A 15,165-nucleotide genomic window follows, 5' to 3' on the forward strand; every position below is an offset into this window, starting at 1 on the left:
AAAATGACGACAAAACGTAAGCCTTATGTACGCGAAATGTCATCAAATTGGTGGCAACAGATTGGATTTTATCGTTTTTATGTTATTCGGGAAGCAACCGCCATCCCTCAAATTTGGTTTAGTTTAGTCGTGCTTTATGGCCTATTTTCGTTAACAGCAGGGCCTGAAAGCTGGTTTAATTATGTACCTTTCTGCATAATCCAATCGTTTTATTAATTAATATTTTCACTTTAATAGCAACTTTATTCCATACAAAAACCTGGTTCGAACTGGCGCCTAAAGCTGTTAATATCGTGATAAAAAATAAAAAAATAGCCCAAGAAAGCATTATAAAATTACTCTGGGGTATCACTTTTCTAGTAACAATCATTATCTTAGCTATAGCGCTAATATAATTTAAGGAGAACAATGATGAATCAACCTCCTAAACGTTCTGATGAACCTATTTTTTGGAGATTATTTGGTGCTGGTGGTATGTGGAGTGCAATTATCTCTCCGGTTATTATTCTTTTGCTAGCAATTTTTATTCCTCTAGGTTTAGCACCAGAAATGTTAAGTTATGAACGCATTCTGACATTTTGCCAAAGCTTTATTCGCCGTATTTTTTTGCTATTAATGATCATTTTACCTATCTGGTGTGGACTGCATCGACTTCATCATGGCATGCATGATCTAAAAATAGCGATTCCAGCCGGTAAATGGATTTTTTATGGTGCGGCTGCCATTATTAGTGTGATTGCTATTATTGCTATCATCAAACTCTAATCAAAAGTTAATCTAATAAAAAAGCCAGATAGTTTCAAACCATCTGGCTTTATTGTTTGTGATAAGCATTGGCTAGGTTAATTGATAGACGGCGTAGCAAACGCTCGTTCCAGTTCATCTATATTATTAACTGTCAGATACGGATTAATAACCACGAATTCCACCGGGTTAAACTAATAAAGATTGATAACTCAAACGTTGGGTAACTAACAATAAAAATCGCTATTAGTTAAAGTAACCATTGTACTAATCCTATTGATTAATCTAATCTTTAATTGTGCCTTAATCAACATCGGCAAAAAACAATTCCAGTTGACGATATGAAATTGATTTATAAAATGAAATTTTTAAACACCAGCATGAAAAAAGTTTCAGTAGAAATTTTAATTTTTTTACCGGTTCTGGCTATTACTGAAATAGGTTGCTAAACATAGGAAAAATTATTTCCATCACAAATAATAAGTTAGATAAAATAAATTATATTAGTCAAAAGGTTAATTAAAAAATATGTATCTTAATTTATTTTTATATACACAGTCATGTACAAATTATTTTTCATACCCCCGTGTTATCTTTGCCATAATACCAAAAACAAAACCGCAATCTCTCACAAAGCCACTTACACTCAACCAACAACTAATAGTTAACAACTTCCGCCAACGCTGCTAATATCATGCCCCTGAAATGGGGCTAATTTGTTATTCGGGCTTCTTAGGCCAGTCAATCTCGGGTGCGGTGGCGGTATCAATATCATTGAGTTTTACGCTGTACATTTCCCAAGCCCGTAGCGCGGTTTTCTCGCTATTGGTGGCCATCCCTAATCGCACTTTACGCTCAAGCAAGGTAATTTTTGTTTCCGCTTCGTCGATTAAATGTAATTTTGTCTGATTTGCGGTGTTGATTTGGTCTGCTTTCATCGCCTGATTATCCGTTACCCATTTTTTGCCATCCCATTTATCGAATTTCGTTACCGGTGCTAACAAGGTGAAGCCGGTTTTTATCACGCCGAGATAATCAACGGGATAGGAAGCACGATTATTGGTATCGTATACCGTCTTGCCTCGGTGGTCAGGAACATATAGCCACTGTTTACCATCAAGACTCCGGATAATGGCGATTTCGTCATTGTTCGGTATTTCTGGCGCATCCGTATAAGAACATTCTCCCACGCTGAGACCATCATGCAAAAATTCCATTGTTGCACCGATATATTCATGGGGTGCGTCCTTCATGCAAATAAACGTTTTTATCCAGCCTCGGTTTTTCGCGAAACCGTTTTCACCGATTTCGGTGGTTTTTATGTCTACACTGTATTTCATTATGCAGCCCTCACGATGTATAAAAATGCGACATTTCGCGGTCGGTTTTCGTTTGCGGTAGGAACGACCCGCGAAGCATTAAAAGACATGACGCTGCCCCAATCGTCATTTCGTCCATTACCGATATTACTGTTGTGATTGCTGTCTTTTCGGAATGCGCCATCACCCCCTGCAATCGGTGGTTCGGTTCCGCCATGTCTGGCATACCCAATGCGTCCGGTGATATTTCGAATAGCATCACCTTGATTACTTAATACTGTTCTGCCTGGGTCAACTCCTATGCCTAAATCCAGCCCGCGAATAAATTCACCGTACAAAATGGGCAATTTCCCAGAAGGGTAAGCTAATGCTAATTGGGGATACTTGGCTTTATCGAAGTTATTGCCATCGCAGACAAAATAACCGTTAGGGGGTGTCGCCTGGGGCCAGGGAATGGGCGCGCCGACCGGATAATTGTTAATCGCGTCCACATCAGACGTTAAAGCAAGTTCACCGGATTTTTGCGGAAACAAAACCGTTGTTTTTGTGTTTGTATCGTGAACCTGGGTTCTTTTTGAATTTCTGACGTAAGCAAACTCAGCACCGCTAGAACCATTAGTGCCACCTAAATTGAAAACCGTATCACCCGTTGGTGATTCAATGTTCAGTCTTCCAACTTTGAGAGCTTCTTCTGAACTTTTCTTAGCATAATTATCGTCACAGGCTTTTTGGCTCAGCACTTTATCGGTCGAATTCCCCGTTGTTTGCAAGACGCTTGCTTTATCGAGTTTTTTATTGACTTCATCAATACTCACCGTTTTCGCCAAGTCATAAGCAATTTTAACCGCTTTAGGTGTGGCTGCTAGCGTTTCGTCATTGCTGTCAGTGGCGCTACTGAGTTTCGTTATACCTGCTACTGTTTTTGTGGCAGTTGGCACCGTGTTGTTAACGTTTTTTGATAAGGCACTGATGAGTCCGGCTTTCAGTTTATCAACGTTGCCATCGTCCAGTACATCACTGTTATTGGTTTCAGCGATGAATTGCGCGATGACATGCGCTATCACCGATGCCTGTCGCCAGACGGTGTTTAGCTCCTGTGAGCGAGCGACACCAGCACTAAAGCCGTTATTACGCGCAGGGAGTTTCTGATACTCATCTGCCGGCAATACGTTAGCCCCGTCGGCTATACCAAACGGTAAAATTTCATTTTTTTCCATGATTATTCCTATAATTTTACTGACCAGCTACCGACGTCAAAGCCGTCGATGTAACGATTATTGACATCAAACCCCAAAATACCGTTATCCCCTTCGGAACCGGTGTAGGCGTTAAGTCTTACGCCTTCTGGCTTGATATTGAGATATCCCTGTTTGATAACGGCTTTTGTCACTTCCGGTATGACGCCACCGGTTAGATACACATCCATCGACATATTCTGATTGTCGATAAAAAAGATTTTTACTGTTTCATCAGGGATTACGCCCTGATAAATTTCTGAGAGCATCTCGCTTGTGCCATCCCAGTGATTTGCGCGGATTTTTGCTCTTAATATGAAGCGGTAGGTTTCGTCATCAAGCTCAGTAAAACCACTATCAGCATCAAAGCGCCGTTTCCAGCTCCCTTGGTCAAAGCCCACCTTTTCGGTATCCAGTGAAAAATAGACCCCTTTTATCGGCGTTTTGACAAAACGTGATAAGCCTATCCATTCACCCACGGCATCCAGTTGTTTACCCGTTGCCGTATCAATACTGAAAAAGGCATTAAGCTGTGAGGCCAAAGCTGAAATATCACTTAGCGCGCGCGTCATTAACTCAATATGTTGCGTAAACTTTTCTGCTTGACGATGTTGTGGGGTAATGTACTCGGTGTAATCTCTCATGAGGTCACCACCAGTTTGATGTTATTCTCACGACAACTGACTGCTTCGTTGAAGGCAACGACTAAATTTTCTTCTTTCACGCTTTCTGGTGTTCGACCAATCTTTAACGACGTAATATCAAACGTTTTCCCTTCTTCATCAGCGGGCAGATTTGCCGGGGAGTAAAGACGGGTCAGATACAGATTGTCGCCAATGAGTTGCTGGTTAATATAGTCTGCAACTTTACGTCGGATTTTATCACCGGTTAAGGTGGTAAATCCTAAAAACGCCGTTAAGTCAATTTCAACGTGTACCTCAACCGTTTTAGGCCGGGAAAAGCGAATCGTAATTGGCATATCGTAACGGTCTTTTACTGTCACGGCGGTATCACCATACGTGCCTGCACCTGGGGTTTTCTTTTGTGCGATTGCGTTGGCAATCGTGGTGACATCGCCACCATCGACTATCATCGCAATGGAATGCGGAGAAATACCGGTTTTATCCGTTTTACTGGTGTCATTTTCAAAACCGCGTTGTCTCGTCACCCCTGATATGAGACTAATCGCGCCCTGTATACCTTCCAGTACCGTGCGTGAAGGGAGTGAGACCGATTTTCGCTGCCGTTCCCGTAACTGATTATCCGTTTCAATCGGCCTGCCTTGTGTTGCGGATTTTGGATTGCTCACCGTTTGCCAGCCTCGCGTGGGTGTGGCTATCTCGTTAATTTCACCGGTCAATGCGGTAACACTTCCGGCAACCAGACAAACCGCTGTCACCGTCGCTTCACCGTGCGTATCGAGCGTAACCGTTTTCGGTAACCGCCAGATATTGCCGTTTTTATCGCGCACACGGCCATTTTTTATCACCGTACCCACTTGCCCCGTTAATACGACATCCACATTCGAGTACCCCGATGCATGACGGGAAATGCCGTTAATGGCGACATTATTTGAAAGTGCAGCCCCTGTACTGGTACTCGGGCTAAAACTGTTGTAGGTGGCGATAAGCGCATTATTGGCATCGTGGATAGCGAGTGCGTAAATGGCTATCATCTGGCCGTCTTTGCTATCCGGCGTTAAATACGCATCCTGCCCATAAATTTCATGAAAAAAATCGGTTAATCGCATCAGTATCGTCTGATAATCCGGCGCACTGATGCCGTCGTCAGTCACTTTCGCTGACAACGCTAACGTATCAAGATTTAACATTATGCCTCTTGGATAAAAGAAGTTTCGCCGTATTGGGTTTGTACTTTTGTGCTGATAGTCAGTTTTCGCGTCGTTGAATTTTGATTGACATTGAAATCGGTTAATGTGGTTACACCCTGCGTGTCCAGTATGCGCTGTTTGAGGGTCATACCGTAAGCCTCCCGATAAGGCTTACCCAATACCGATTGCAACCAAGGCGTACCTTCTTCACGGTCTAAAAACCATTGCCCCTGCCAGAGGGACAAGCGGGTTTTAATTGCAAGGGCGACGGCATCAGGGGTGTTGGTTAAAAACGTGTTATCCCCTTGACCAAAGCTGTAGTCGCCTTTAGTCGTTTCTCGTCGATAACACATCAATAGAGTCCTTTTACTGTTGCTTTTTATTTTTTTCAACTACCTTGATGTCTTCTAACTTTAAGGATGGCTCTTCATTGATGATTAATAAAAAAATCACGCCCAGAAGTCGCCATGAGGTTTTTAGTTTGTGTAAATATGAACCGCCGAAAAAAATATTAACGCTTTCTTTCATTTAATTTACCTCACCTGAATTATCCCCACCGGCTTTGACACCTTTGTGGGTATGTGTGTCGTCAATCCGTTTGCCGTTGGCGGTCAATGTGCCCAAAAACTCAATCGCACCGGTGATTTTTGCAGCCACACCGGAGGCCGTTGAACCTACCATGCCACCTAGCCAACTCAATAGTCCTTTTACGGTAATTCTCTCCGAAAAAATAGCTTCCGGTGTGATAATTTCAAGCCCCCCAGGGGCGACAATTTTCATTTTTTGCGTTGTCGGGTTTACTTCAAAATAGGTTGCGCCATCGTCACTTCTTAACTGCATCGCATCGGTGCTAATTTGGCTTATCTTCTGTTTTTGTGATTGCACACCGACGAAAGCGAAGGCATCTGATAAATCATGCTGTCTGGGGTCGATCGCTTCTTGTATCCCGCCGTTTTGCCACCAAAAATCAATACATCTATCTGCAAACACCACCAGACACTCATCACCGCTTTTAATGGGGAAGGTCATTGTGACACCGCCACCGCGCGGGAACACAACCGGTACATCAACTAGCAGGGGCAAATTCACCGACTGGCTATTCCCTTTGGTATCCGTCAAGGCTCCCTTTATCGCTGGTTGTACAACACAAGTGACTTTGCTGGCATCGAAGGATTGAACAATAGCCGGCATCGCGACGCGAAGTTGTGACGAAATCGCATGGCGAAAGACTTCAAGCAGTTGTTGTTGGTCGCCGGTGCGCGCTGATACGGAAATCGCCATCATCCCACCTTCTTGATATCGATTCGGTCATTTGATCCCTTGGCAATACACACCAAATCCATATACCACGGCTTGCCGCGCGTATCGCCGGAATACGTGATGTTTTTCACAATATAATCCCCATCGGTGGAAAGACTGGCCGGTTGTGAAACAGCGCCTTGGGTTTGCTGTAAGCCGCCGTCATCGTTTTCGCTTAACTTGCTGTACCCCAAAGCGATATCGCTGTTGGGCAACATCGTGCGATAGATTAACGCCTGGTCAAGACGAATAAGCCCATTGATTTGAATGTTTGGGTTAATCAAACAACGCACATTCACCCCCGCCTCAATCGTTTGTTGCGGTAAGCCAATCAAGCCCGTTGCGCTATTCAGGACAATCGCTTCATGGATATAATTCTTCTCCGGCACCATCACGAGCTGGCCGTTAATGTATTGCCACGAGGCAAGGCATTGCCCTGCCAGATTATCAGCGGCGTCCCTAACCATACCAAAATGGACTTTACCCCTTGGAAAGCGGATACTATCAAACTCAGGCGTCACGCCTTTGACAATCCCGTAAGGGGTAAGCCCTGTCAGTAACGTATTGTGTTGCTCTGCCTGAGTATGCCCTGCGCTTAAGGTAGTATTTAGCGTGGCGTAGTCATAGGCCTCATGAGAATCAATCGCCTGAACAATAACAAACGTGTCAGTAGGATTATCTCTACCTGAAATCGTGTAGCGGATTTTTCCAGTAAATATCAGACCCGTATTATCCTGATAGCCTGCCATGAGCTGAATGTTAACAAACTCCTTCGCCTGAATTTGACTGACGGTTTCTTTTCTCAGATTCCAGACTTTAAACACCCCCGCACGAGGGTAACGCGTATCTGGCCACGTGATATTGAACGTGGCGCGAAAATCCGATAGCTCAATACCTTCCCCGTTTTTATCAGAAACAATCAGTGAGCATTTTCGTATCCAGTTTTTTGACATAACAATCAGTCCGTGATCCAGTATAATTTTACGGTTGCGCCCAACGTATCCGCGTTGATATCGCTTTCTTCATCTGATAGCAAAACGAGATTTCCTTTACTGATAAGGTGACTATATTGAGCCAGTAGATTTTCACCCACGATCAGCGGAATACCCTGTATCACCGGTTGATTGTCAACCGTGAGCATATCCAGCACCCAGCCCGCACTATCACGCCAGATAAGGCGAAACTGCCAAACAGTATCAGATAGCTTAATCGTAAATTGCTGGTTGGTGGGGGTAAGCGGTATTTCGTTAATTTCCATTGAAAAATGCGGCTCCTCGCTGTAATAGGCTGCGATTATCAACGGGTTTTGGCGTTTTCATACCGGTATTACTCACGCCACTCGTTGTATTCCCTTCCCGCATATTTTTTGCATCGGTAGATTTGATATTAACCGTTTGGGTTTGGGTGATGTTAAGCTCCCGCAAGGTTAATCGGGTTTTTCGGCTGGCATCGGATTTTGAGGGCTGATAGTAATATTAATCGCCTTCGGTAACTCGCCGGTGCCTTCATCACCGGTGAGGGATTCAGGCGGATTATTTAGGACTGATTCCATTGCCACGGCGTCTTTCGTGCGATGGGCACTTAGCAGCCGTTTGAACCAGGTTTGCGTTTTGTTTGACATACTGTCTCCAATTGCACATCGTATTCCCGCTCTGCCTTTAGGTACCAGAGCGACATGATTGCCAACGATTTCATACTGACGTGCGATGCCAGGCGCAATCTGTTCGTATTGCGCGTCATAACCACACGAGACTTCGTCGTTGCCGTTGTTAATTTCCTCGATAGCGAGCGCATCTTTGATAATCAAATCCGCGATTATTAAATCCGCCTGTTCACCCTCTCCACGTCTAACGTTTTGCACATGCCCTTGCGCTAAATCGCGCCAATTGTCGGTATCAACAAAAATGACATTGCCTTCTTCATCTTCGGGATGCAGTAGTGTGACACTCATCCCTTCAAACGAGGCCAGCGTTTCGGGACGAAAGACGTCACTTTCCTCTCTTTCTACCAGGATTTGTCCGCGGCTATCCGGTTTGACCTTCGGCAAATCCAAGGCGGAATAAACCTGCGTGCCCGTTCGGGCAATCGGTACGTTTTTACACAATAGCGAGCCGTCCGCCATCTGGTAACGGGTGTTACCAAGACGGGTTTCAAAATAATATTTCATGGGTTTTATCTGTCAGAAAAAGAGACTTCACAGTAGCAACGGCAATTGGGTAATGCGCCCGCGTGCCCTGTCATACCATCCAGGGTAGGTGGGTTGTGCCAATCGATAAATTGACCTTCCAGTTTTTTGTGTGATGGCCTTACATCACCATCATGGGCGGTACGCCAAATATAGCCGGTTGAGCCAATTGCCAATGCTCTCGCTTGAGTTAAGGCTTGCGTTGCTCGGCCTAGTTCGGTACGGGCTAGCATCTTTGCCCGCGATGCCGCCACCTGACCGGATTGCGCTATCATTGTGGTAAAATGTTCAGGTCTTTCGGCGTTCACTACCGCTTCAATCGCTCTGTTTTGGATATCGTAGACTCTATCAGCGGCATCCATTGGCAGCGATTTAATGTACTTGATTTGCTCATGGACAATAGACTGCATGACATGCCCCACGGGTGCTTGAGCAATTAACTGTTTGAGTTCCCCGCTCATTTCATGGCTATTTTGTTGCCACAATTTCGCGTTATCTTGTGATACCGTGTCGACAAATTTTGTCGCTACCCGCCTTGCCCAACTCTCGATAAGTTCGCTGTAATCCTCTAATGCTTGCTGAATGTCCAGCACTGAATCATTCGAACCGTCGTAGCGTTGGTTGATAATAGCGCCAATTTCGCGGGCAACCTTACTCAGGCTCGTTCGATATTGGGTTTCCGCCCGTTTTGACAGTCGCTGCGTGGACAGCACTGAACCTTGGCGGCGGTTCGTCTTCCGCATGATTGATATCCTCATCGGTGATGGTACTGCCAATACTGATAACATCGGACAAATCCCGTAGCGAGGACATGGCCGCTTTCACTGACAGCATGCCGCCATCCTGTGCGGCATTGAGCGCATTAATCATGTTAACCGCGACGGTAGACTTATCCATGTCTGACATTTGCCAAAGGGGATTAAACGCAAAACTAAAATCATCGGGTAAGGGTTTACCTAATGCCGATTGATGCGCTATCTCAAATAGCTTCCTTAACGGTTGCTTTAATCGCCTTGATTGTTGCGTGGCGATATTGTCGTAGTAATTGGCTAAATCGGCATCGCCAGTATTGAACCCTGACGGGGATTGACCAAACAGCCGGACTAAGGGAATACCTGTCGCTCCGCTAATCTGTTCAGCAAACCGCGTCAGCACGTTATCTAATCCTGAAAACGAATAGCTATGCGTTTCAAAGTCATCGTCCGTATCCATGAGCGTCATCCCTTCGTTGCTCTGGTACTGACGTATCATGTCCATGTGCTTCATCAGCGATTCGTATGGCTTGCCGCCAAAACCGATGATTTCACGGAGCTTATTCACTTTGAATGTTCGTAAATGCGCTTTATACACCAATTGCGCAATACCGGTTGTGGTGCTATCAAAGGCGGTTAACCGGTCAAAAATACGTTCAATGACCGACATGCCCCACTCATTCTCGGTTTTGGCTTGCTGGTAAGGGAGTGTCACCCCATCAAAACGGATTAATCGACTATGATGCACTTTCCAGGCGGGAATGCCGTTCTCAACGGTCACAATGTCGTAGAATTCTGGTCTACCTAGGTCCTTGCTTAACGTTTTGATACGACGATTCAAATCCGGGTTAACCTGCCAACGGTCAAGCGGTAAAATACCTTTGAATTTACCTTGTCCTATCGTCTCGATACGTAATGGTGTAAAAGCGCTTGCCCTTCTATCATAATAAGCCCTAATGCGCCGCCGTAAAGCCGTGACCACTTGATCGCGTTATTGAGACTCTCCCAGATTTCCAGTTCATCAAATAAAGATTCGATTTCCCCTTTGTCGCTCGACTCCATTTGTGAAGTAATGCGAACACCTTTTCGGGTCATATCATCGGCGACGGTATAGACCGCCGCACCAATGATCCACGATGAGCGATAAGCATATTCGAGTAATAACCGGTTTCGACTTGTCCAGTCAGGGCGATAAGTTGAATCCGCATGTTGATTGGGGGTTTGCATCCCGACACGGGCGGTAAAATTCTCATACCCGTCAGCCGTTTTTTGAGAGTGTGATTTTTTCTTTTTTGTCATGCGCTTCTACCCAGTAGTGTCCAGATTTCAAGTGCCGTGTTCATTGGGGCAAAGTTGATCATCACTGAATCGGCTAGATTGGGTGACTTTGTCCCATCGGGTTGTTTATCTATTACGATTTTTCCCACCGCGTTAATGGAATAGGTTGGCTGCGATAATTCAACGATGAGTTTGTCTTTGAGTCGCATTGCGCCATTAATGGCAATCAGTTCATCCGGTTTGAAGGGTTGTTTTTCGACTACCGCTCGGTAAACATTTTGGAAGCGTTTGCGTAAATGCCACCAACTTTGCGCTTTGGCATTGGCAAAAAAATCCTTGTTTAATCGCGCATTCTGGCCGTCAAATCCGGCGATCGCTTCTTTGTCTGGGTCAAACACCCCGCCACTGCCGCGAAACGGCACGGCGTCAATACGTACGGCTCTTCTTTGTCTGCGCTGGTCATTGATAATTCGCGCATCCCCTCTTACGCCCGCACCTAACCCATCCTCATCAAAGCGAAAACTCTCAAGCTGATACTTATCCGCTAACTGAAAAACGGTTTCAACGCTGCCGAAAATATCGCTGCCTTTTCCTGACCACTCTTCGATACCCTCAAGCAAAAAACCATGCCGCCAAGAAAAGGCGTTCTTGTCTCTGCCCTCATCCGCCACATCAAAGGCCCCTAGACGTATTCCGGTTAGGTTAATGCCAAGTTTCGTATGGGCATCAATTGCTGCTTGTACCCACTCTGCCGGAATCAGCACCCCTTCAACCGACGCCTGATAGTTCAAATCCAACTCTTGCGCCACAATGACCGGATTATCAATTTTCTGGCATTCTTTCTCGTACCATCCATCATCCTTGCGCGGGTCACTTCGCCAGTGAAAGGTAAACACCGGAATACGGCCACTATGACGTTTTTGGGCAAACGGATTAGCCATGCCGTTAACCGAGCTCAAATCAATGCGGCAACGGGTGGTTTGAGATAAGGCAGCATCAATCAGTAACGGTCTGGGCAAAAAGGCGGCTTCATCGACGAAATAGAGTGTCGTGCGGTCACCCCGTCCGATATTGTCCCCTGCTTCACCCTTGATAATGGCGCCTGTGTTTGGGAAATTGACCCGCATGTAGGGGGCGTGTTTTTTCGCTTCCCAACCGCCCCTAAACTCTTGAGGTAACGATTCCACAAACTTGCGCGCTTTCCAAAATAGCGCTTTCGGATCACCGGTGCTGTCAACGTACTCTTCTTTGCGGGAGCCAAAGCCAATCACCATTTCCTTGTTGAAGAGACATAACGCACAGGCTAACGCAATTGACGTCCAGCTTAAGCCCATTTCGCGGCTTTTTTCGGTAATGCCATTTTCACGCCCACGCCAGCGGGTCATTATCCAGTCAATCCAGGCTTCCTGTTTCGGGAACAGCAAAAAAGGAATAGTCATCGGTAGTCCATAATCAATATTGCGCGGATCTGTTGTCATGCCCCAGTCGATAATAAACTGCGCGGGATTATCCTTGTAAAATCGGGTTAATAGTTCAAAACTTTCCGGCTGCTCCCGAAGACGTTGTAGTCGCTCCGCGCGCCACTTAAACACCTGGACATAATCCGGCTTTTTAAAGTCAAAAGGGAACGGTAATGGCATAGGGATTTGTCCAGAAAAAAGCGAGTCAAAAAAATATATCGCACATAACTGCGTACATAAAAAATAAAAACAGGAAATTAATTAACGTAGTATATTGATATTAATACATAATATTTATCTAAATATTATTTCTAGTAAAAATAAGTAAGCGATTTTTAGCCCTTTACCCCATCAATTTTTTATAGGCTTCTGCCGCCTGTTCGGGGGTCATCTCATGCGTGATTAATTCAACCTGATTATGTGAAGTTCCTGAATGTTCTATTTTCTGTTTATTGGTATACGCGTCACCACATTCTTTAGCTGCTTGCTCTATCATTTGCGCCGTGAGTAAAAAATTATCCATCGACTCTGTTCGAATCGCCATACGGTTTAACACACGCAGTCGATACGCTTTATTGGCAATAGGAATATCACTAATCTCTTTTTTGAATCGCTCTCGCGTGAAGTGAAAGAGATCAACCCATTTTTGACCAAGGCTTTTTCCAATCGCTTTTGTGGGGTCATAGGAAGAGACCTGTTGTACGGTGAGCGTTAATCCAAATTCCAGTTTCACCTGTTTGAGCACCTGAGTTGGGCTATCGAAACAGGCTAACGACTGCACGATGAAGGCCTTAACCTCTGGAGATAATGCCGCCATTGGTTACCCCTCCTACTAAGTTAATATAATTTATTCTGGTTAATTTCAATCGAAAACACGTTTACTGATTTATTGACACTGTGTTTTGATGTACTGCTGTAAATATTCTGTCTGCTTTTCGTTCTCAACTATCATTTCTCTGCTCTTCAATTCGCTTTATTGCCTGTTTGTCAAGATTACACTGTTCAATCACTGTCAGTAACTGCTCATTGAGTATCAGGCTATCACGCCATGTCATCATACCCGCAATCGCTGGCGGCAAGCAGTCAGCGAGTAGGTGAGAGGGTATCGGAATGTGAGGAATCTGAACGTATTCGATTTGTGTGCTGCTGCAACTCGACAACAGCACCATTAGGGATAATGCGATTGGCACAATCCCGATTGGCGACATGCGTTTTAATTGCTGCTTGTGTTGCTTCAGAGTCAACCGCTTTACGCTGACGGGTTTCACTATTAATTCGTGCAATATCATTGATTACCCTTATTGACTGAAAAGCATTAGTCGTGATGGCTACCTGTTTATTGAGGTCAACAGTGAGTTTTTTATTTAATGCCCTGACTTCGTTTAAGGATGTCAACAACCAAGATGCCCATAAGATTAATCCTGCAATAATCACTACGACAAATGCGTAAGGTCGCCATAACATATTACGCTCTCTATTTCTCGACGGGTCATTAGTCCTTTCCAGACTTCGCCTTTCACATAAACCCATCGTTTCATCTCATCACATGCTCCCTTTCGGTCATCAGCGTTGAGCTTTTTGAGTAACGTCGATTTAGCGAAATTTCCTACGCCCACGTTGTAGGCAAATGAGTAAAGGGCTGCCTGAGTGAGCGTATTGATACTGACCTTAATCAACGGGTCAACGTAACGCTTAACCGCGTTTAAATCGTCATTAAGCCACTTATCACACTCTTCTTGCGTGTACGTCCGGTTAGGCTCAATCTCGTTGCCTGTGTGCCCGTAACAGACGGAAAGCACACCACCCCCATCGAAATAGGGCTTAAGTCTCAACCCTTCAAAATGCGTTATTATGCTTGAGGCCAAAAACAACGCACTACCGCCCGTTGCCATCACTATTTTTTTCGGTATTTTCATACTGACGCTCCTTGAGTTTGTACTCCTTTTTGCGGTAGTACACGTTGATTAAAAATGTCCCTATCGTGCAGACAATACCGACAATAGCCACCCACTCCTCAAGGGTAAAAAAACCTAAAATGGTCGTCATAATGCCCCAGAGATAGGCCGTTGGGGTTGAGTATTTTTCAGGCATGCGCATATACCCTCCTTGTTGAGGGTTCCATTGCTTGGATTAAACAGGGGAGCCAACCGCCTTACTCGTTTCGATTATTAGATTTGTCAGTATTGCGGTGGCGTAAATGCCAAAGCGAAATAAAGCCAGTTAAGCGACTGGCGGCACATATCCGTATTTGATATTGTTAAATCGTCAAATAAACCAATGTCAAAATAAGGAAAATTATGTCTGACCAAAAACAATCACCAAGTGAAAACAACACCCAATCTTCTAACGCCGGAAAAACCACGCCAGAACAAGGTGCTAAAGACTTCACAACAAAACGTATGGTTGTCGGGGATTCAGCGAAAAATATCAAAAAAAGTAATAAGTAATTGCAGATATTGTCATTGATAATATTGGAGTGAGGATTGTTGCGATCCTCACTCTATTTAAATGTTTTCTAATTTTGATGTTAATATCAATCAATTCATCCGCGGTAGCACATAAATCAATTAGCCGGTAACGCCGTATGAGCGTTAAGGGTTTTCTTTGCGCTTTGAACCCTTTGATTTCTAAATTTTTATAATCGGTATCACAAATGGCTTTGTAAGGTTGCGTATACAATCTGTTTGGCGAAGTAAACACAGCACCTCTAATATTTGGTCGTAAGCAGAACAAGACCAGATACCCTGCACAGAGCACCCAACACACCAGGAAGGTAGCTAAACCCATCGTTAAATACGCAAAAATTGGCTTTTGCGTTAAGAGCAAGAAAGCGGAGCCAATGCCTACTATCAAAATGTTTAGCAATTTATACGCGTTTTCAATATTAACCGTATTCGACTTGTAAATTTCTTTAGCGCACTCCTCACCTTGTTTTTCAAGAAATGCCAATAGGTCATCATCCACATCAAGGAAATAATCACTTGGAAGTTTGTTCATCCCCACCCCACAAAAAAGAAAACCTCGCAAAAGCGAGGTGAGCAAAAAATACTTAATCGAGGTTT

General features: G+C 44.6%; 21 protein-coding genes and 3 pseudogenes. 3 read left to right on the top strand and 21 right to left on the bottom strand.

What is annotated here, in order from left to right; all coding sequences use genetic code 11:
* Positions 1 to 3 precede the first annotated feature (3 nt).
* A pseudogene (gene frdC, locus AACL31_RS17505) lies at positions 4 to 395 on the top strand (fumarate reductase subunit FrdC).
* 13 nt (positions 396 to 408) lie between these two features.
* A complete protein-coding gene (gene frdD, locus AACL31_RS17510; RefSeq protein ID WP_310511890.1) occupies positions 409 to 765 on the top strand; it encodes a fumarate reductase subunit FrdD in 357 nt (118 codons plus the stop codon).
* A gap of 698 nt (positions 766 to 1,463) precedes the next feature.
* On the opposite strand, the gene AACL31_RS17515 is transcribed toward frdD, so the two are convergent.
* From AACL31_RS17515 to AACL31_RS17600, 20 genes and pseudogenes are all read right to left on the bottom strand, one after another.
* Positions 1,464 to 2,084, bottom strand: coding sequence for a tail fiber assembly protein (locus AACL31_RS17515; protein ID WP_339053374.1), 621 nt, complete (start codon positions 2,082 to 2,084; stop codon positions 1,464 to 1,466).
* Complete coding sequence (locus AACL31_RS17520; RefSeq protein ID WP_339053449.1) at positions 2,084 to 3,280, bottom strand: phage tail protein; 1,197 nt, start codon at positions 3,278 to 3,280, stop codon at positions 2,084 to 2,086. Before AACL31_RS17520 ends, AACL31_RS17515 begins: the two co-directional genes overlap by 1 nt.
* 8 nt (positions 3,281 to 3,288) lie before the next feature.
* Entirely contained in the window at positions 3,289 to 3,942 is a 654-nt protein-coding gene (locus tag AACL31_RS17525; protein ID WP_339053372.1) for a DUF2612 domain-containing protein, read from the bottom strand.
* On the bottom strand, positions 3,939 to 5,129 hold the full coding sequence (locus tag AACL31_RS17530; RefSeq protein WP_339053371.1) for a baseplate J/gp47 family protein: 1,191 nt from the start codon (positions 5,127 to 5,129) through the stop codon (positions 3,939 to 3,941). The genes AACL31_RS17525 and AACL31_RS17530 overlap by 4 nt, the downstream gene beginning before the upstream one ends.
* Positions 5,129 to 5,482 (bottom strand): hypothetical protein, encoded by a 354-nt coding sequence (locus AACL31_RS17535; RefSeq protein ID WP_339053450.1) that lies wholly within the window; start codon positions 5,480 to 5,482, stop codon positions 5,129 to 5,131. The genes AACL31_RS17530 and AACL31_RS17535 overlap by 1 nt, the downstream gene beginning before the upstream one ends.
* A gap of 13 nt (positions 5,483 to 5,495) precedes the next feature.
* Positions 5,496 to 5,657 (bottom strand): hypothetical protein, encoded by a 162-nt coding sequence (locus AACL31_RS17540; protein WP_339053369.1) that lies wholly within the window; start codon positions 5,655 to 5,657, stop codon positions 5,496 to 5,498.
* Complete coding sequence (locus tag AACL31_RS17545) at positions 5,658 to 6,410, bottom strand: Gp138 family membrane-puncturing spike protein (RefSeq protein WP_339053974.1); 753 nt, start codon at positions 6,408 to 6,410, stop codon at positions 5,658 to 5,660.
* Positions 6,410 to 7,381, bottom strand: coding sequence for a phage protein (locus AACL31_RS17550; protein WP_339053368.1), 972 nt, complete (start codon positions 7,379 to 7,381; stop codon positions 6,410 to 6,412). The genes AACL31_RS17545 and AACL31_RS17550 overlap by 1 nt, the downstream gene beginning before the upstream one ends.
* Positions 7,382 to 7,386: 5 nt before the next feature.
* Complete coding sequence (locus AACL31_RS17555) at positions 7,387 to 7,686, bottom strand: phage baseplate plug family protein (protein ID WP_339053118.1); 300 nt, start codon at positions 7,684 to 7,686, stop codon at positions 7,387 to 7,389.
* Positions 7,676 to 7,852, bottom strand: a complete 177-nt coding sequence (locus tag AACL31_RS17560; RefSeq protein ID WP_339053451.1) for a hypothetical protein — start codon at positions 7,850 to 7,852, stop codon at positions 7,676 to 7,678. The genes AACL31_RS17555 and AACL31_RS17560 overlap by 11 nt, the downstream gene beginning before the upstream one ends.
* Positions 7,853 to 7,857: 5 nt before the next feature.
* A pseudogene (locus AACL31_RS17565) lies at positions 7,858 to 8,595 on the bottom strand (DUF2213 domain-containing protein); the annotation flags it as partial.
* Positions 8,596 to 8,600: 5 nt separating this feature from the next.
* Positions 8,601 to 9,356 (bottom strand): phage minor head protein, encoded by a 756-nt coding sequence (locus AACL31_RS17570; protein ID WP_339053453.1) that lies wholly within the window; start codon positions 9,354 to 9,356, stop codon positions 8,601 to 8,603.
* A pseudogene (locus AACL31_RS17575) lies at positions 9,265 to 10,664 on the bottom strand (DUF1073 domain-containing protein). The gene AACL31_RS17570 and the pseudogene AACL31_RS17575 overlap by 92 nt, the downstream one beginning before the upstream one ends.
* Positions 10,661 to 12,283: a TerL protein gene (locus AACL31_RS17580; RefSeq protein ID WP_339053454.1), complete on the bottom strand. Its 1,623-nt coding sequence runs from the start codon at positions 12,281 to 12,283 to the stop codon at positions 10,661 to 10,663. The pseudogene AACL31_RS17575 and the gene AACL31_RS17580 overlap by 4 nt, the downstream one beginning before the upstream one ends.
* Positions 12,284 to 12,446: 163 nt before the next feature.
* Positions 12,447 to 12,920, bottom strand: a complete 474-nt coding sequence (locus AACL31_RS17585) for a DUF2280 domain-containing protein (RefSeq protein ID WP_310513533.1) — start codon at positions 12,918 to 12,920, stop codon at positions 12,447 to 12,449.
* Positions 12,921 to 12,989: 69 nt separating this feature from the next.
* Positions 12,990 to 13,055 (bottom strand): hypothetical protein, encoded by a 66-nt coding sequence (locus AACL31_RS21165; protein ID WP_409014156.1) that lies wholly within the window; start codon positions 13,053 to 13,055, stop codon positions 12,990 to 12,992.
* Positions 13,045 to 13,272, bottom strand: coding sequence for an Rz1-like lysis system protein LysC (gene lysC / locus AACL31_RS21170; RefSeq protein ID WP_422389257.1), 228 nt, complete (start codon positions 13,270 to 13,272; stop codon positions 13,045 to 13,047). The genes AACL31_RS21165 and lysC overlap by 11 nt, the downstream gene beginning before the upstream one ends.
* The gene (locus AACL31_RS17590) at positions 13,187 to 13,567 is read right to left on the bottom strand and encodes a hypothetical protein (protein ID WP_339053139.1); all 381 of its coding nucleotides are present in this window, start codon (positions 13,565 to 13,567) and stop codon (positions 13,187 to 13,189) included. The genes lysC and AACL31_RS17590 overlap by 86 nt, the downstream gene beginning before the upstream one ends.
* Complete coding sequence (locus tag AACL31_RS17595) at positions 13,537 to 14,019, bottom strand: lysozyme (protein ID WP_339053353.1); 483 nt, start codon at positions 14,017 to 14,019, stop codon at positions 13,537 to 13,539. The genes AACL31_RS17590 and AACL31_RS17595 overlap by 31 nt, the downstream gene beginning before the upstream one ends.
* Positions 13,979 to 14,200 (bottom strand): phage holin family protein, encoded by a 222-nt coding sequence (locus AACL31_RS17600; protein WP_339053455.1) that lies wholly within the window; start codon positions 14,198 to 14,200, stop codon positions 13,979 to 13,981. Before AACL31_RS17600 ends, AACL31_RS17595 begins: the two co-directional genes overlap by 41 nt.
* Before the next feature lie 200 nt (positions 14,201 to 14,400).
* Between AACL31_RS17600 and AACL31_RS17605 the strand changes: the two genes are divergently transcribed.
* Positions 14,401 to 14,550: a hypothetical protein gene (locus AACL31_RS17605; RefSeq protein ID WP_339053351.1), complete on the top strand. Its 150-nt coding sequence runs from the start codon at positions 14,401 to 14,403 to the stop codon at positions 14,548 to 14,550.
* On the opposite strand, the gene AACL31_RS17610 is transcribed toward AACL31_RS17605, so the two are convergent.
* Complete coding sequence (locus AACL31_RS17610) at positions 14,531 to 15,100, bottom strand: hypothetical protein (protein ID WP_339053456.1); 570 nt, start codon at positions 15,098 to 15,100, stop codon at positions 14,531 to 14,533. The two genes, AACL31_RS17605 and AACL31_RS17610, sit on opposite strands and share 20 nt — an antisense overlap.
* Positions 15,101 to 15,165 lie beyond the last annotated feature (65 nt).

The sequence above is a fragment of the Arsenophonus endosymbiont of Crataerina pallida genome (genome assembly GCF_964020125.1).
Taxonomy (GTDB): domain Bacteria; phylum Pseudomonadota; class Gammaproteobacteria; order Enterobacterales; family Enterobacteriaceae; genus Arsenophonus; species Arsenophonus nilaparvatae.

Bases quoted from the DNA above. Each gene is read 5' to 3' on its own strand.
- AACL31_RS17585 (WP_310513533.1), bottom strand. From the start codon at position 12,920: ATGGCGGCATTATCTCCAGAGGTTAAGGCCTTCATCGTGCAGTCGTTA.
- AACL31_RS17595 (WP_339053353.1), bottom strand. From the start codon at position 14,019: ATGAAAATACCGAAAAAAATAGTGATGGCAACGGGCGGTAGTGCGTTG.
- AACL31_RS17605 (WP_339053351.1), top strand. From the start codon at position 14,401: ATGTCTGACCAAAAACAATCACCAAGTGAAAACAACACCCAATCTTCT.
- frdD (WP_310511890.1), top strand. From the start codon at position 409: ATGATGAATCAACCTCCTAAACGTTCTGATGAACCTATTTTTTGGAGA.
- AACL31_RS17570 (WP_339053453.1), bottom strand. From the start codon at position 9,356: ATGCGGAAGACGAACCGCCGCCAAGGTTCAGTGCTGTCCACGCAGCGA.
- AACL31_RS17600 (WP_339053455.1), bottom strand. From the start codon at position 14,200: ATGCGCATGCCTGAAAAATACTCAACCCCAACGGCCTATCTCTGGGGC.
- AACL31_RS17580 (WP_339053454.1), bottom strand. From the start codon at position 12,283: ATGCCATTACCGTTCCCTTTTGACTTTAAAAAGCCGGATTATGTCCAG.
- AACL31_RS17555 (WP_339053118.1), bottom strand. From the start codon at position 7,686: ATGGAAATTAACGAAATACCGCTTACCCCCACCAACCAGCAATTTACG.
- AACL31_RS17515 (WP_339053374.1), bottom strand. From the start codon at position 2,084: ATGAAATACAGTGTAGACATAAAAACCACCGAAATCGGTGAAAACGGT.
- AACL31_RS17540 (WP_339053369.1), bottom strand. From the start codon at position 5,657: ATGAAAGAAAGCGTTAATATTTTTTTCGGCGGTTCATATTTACACAAA.
- AACL31_RS17590 (WP_339053139.1), bottom strand. From the start codon at position 13,567: ATGTTATGGCGACCTTACGCATTTGTCGTAGTGATTATTGCAGGATTA.
- lysC (WP_422389257.1), bottom strand. From the start codon at position 13,272: ATGGTGCTGTTGTCGAGTTGCAGCAGCACACAAATCGAATACGTTCAG.
- AACL31_RS17525 (WP_339053372.1), bottom strand. From the start codon at position 3,942: ATGAGAGATTACACCGAGTACATTACCCCACAACATCGTCAAGCAGAA.
- AACL31_RS17530 (WP_339053371.1), bottom strand. From the start codon at position 5,129: ATGTTAAATCTTGATACGTTAGCGTTGTCAGCGAAAGTGACTGACGAC.
- AACL31_RS17550 (WP_339053368.1), bottom strand. From the start codon at position 7,381: ATGTCAAAAAACTGGATACGAAAATGCTCACTGATTGTTTCTGATAAA.
- AACL31_RS17535 (WP_339053450.1), bottom strand. From the start codon at position 5,482: ATGTGTTATCGACGAGAAACGACTAAAGGCGACTACAGCTTTGGTCAA.
- AACL31_RS17545 (WP_339053974.1), bottom strand. From the start codon at position 6,410: ATGGCGATTTCCGTATCAGCGCGCACCGGCGACCAACAACAACTGCTT.
- AACL31_RS17520 (WP_339053449.1), bottom strand. From the start codon at position 3,280: ATGGAAAAAAATGAAATTTTACCGTTTGGTATAGCCGACGGGGCTAAC.
- AACL31_RS17610 (WP_339053456.1), bottom strand. From the start codon at position 15,100: ATGAACAAACTTCCAAGTGATTATTTCCTTGATGTGGATGATGACCTA.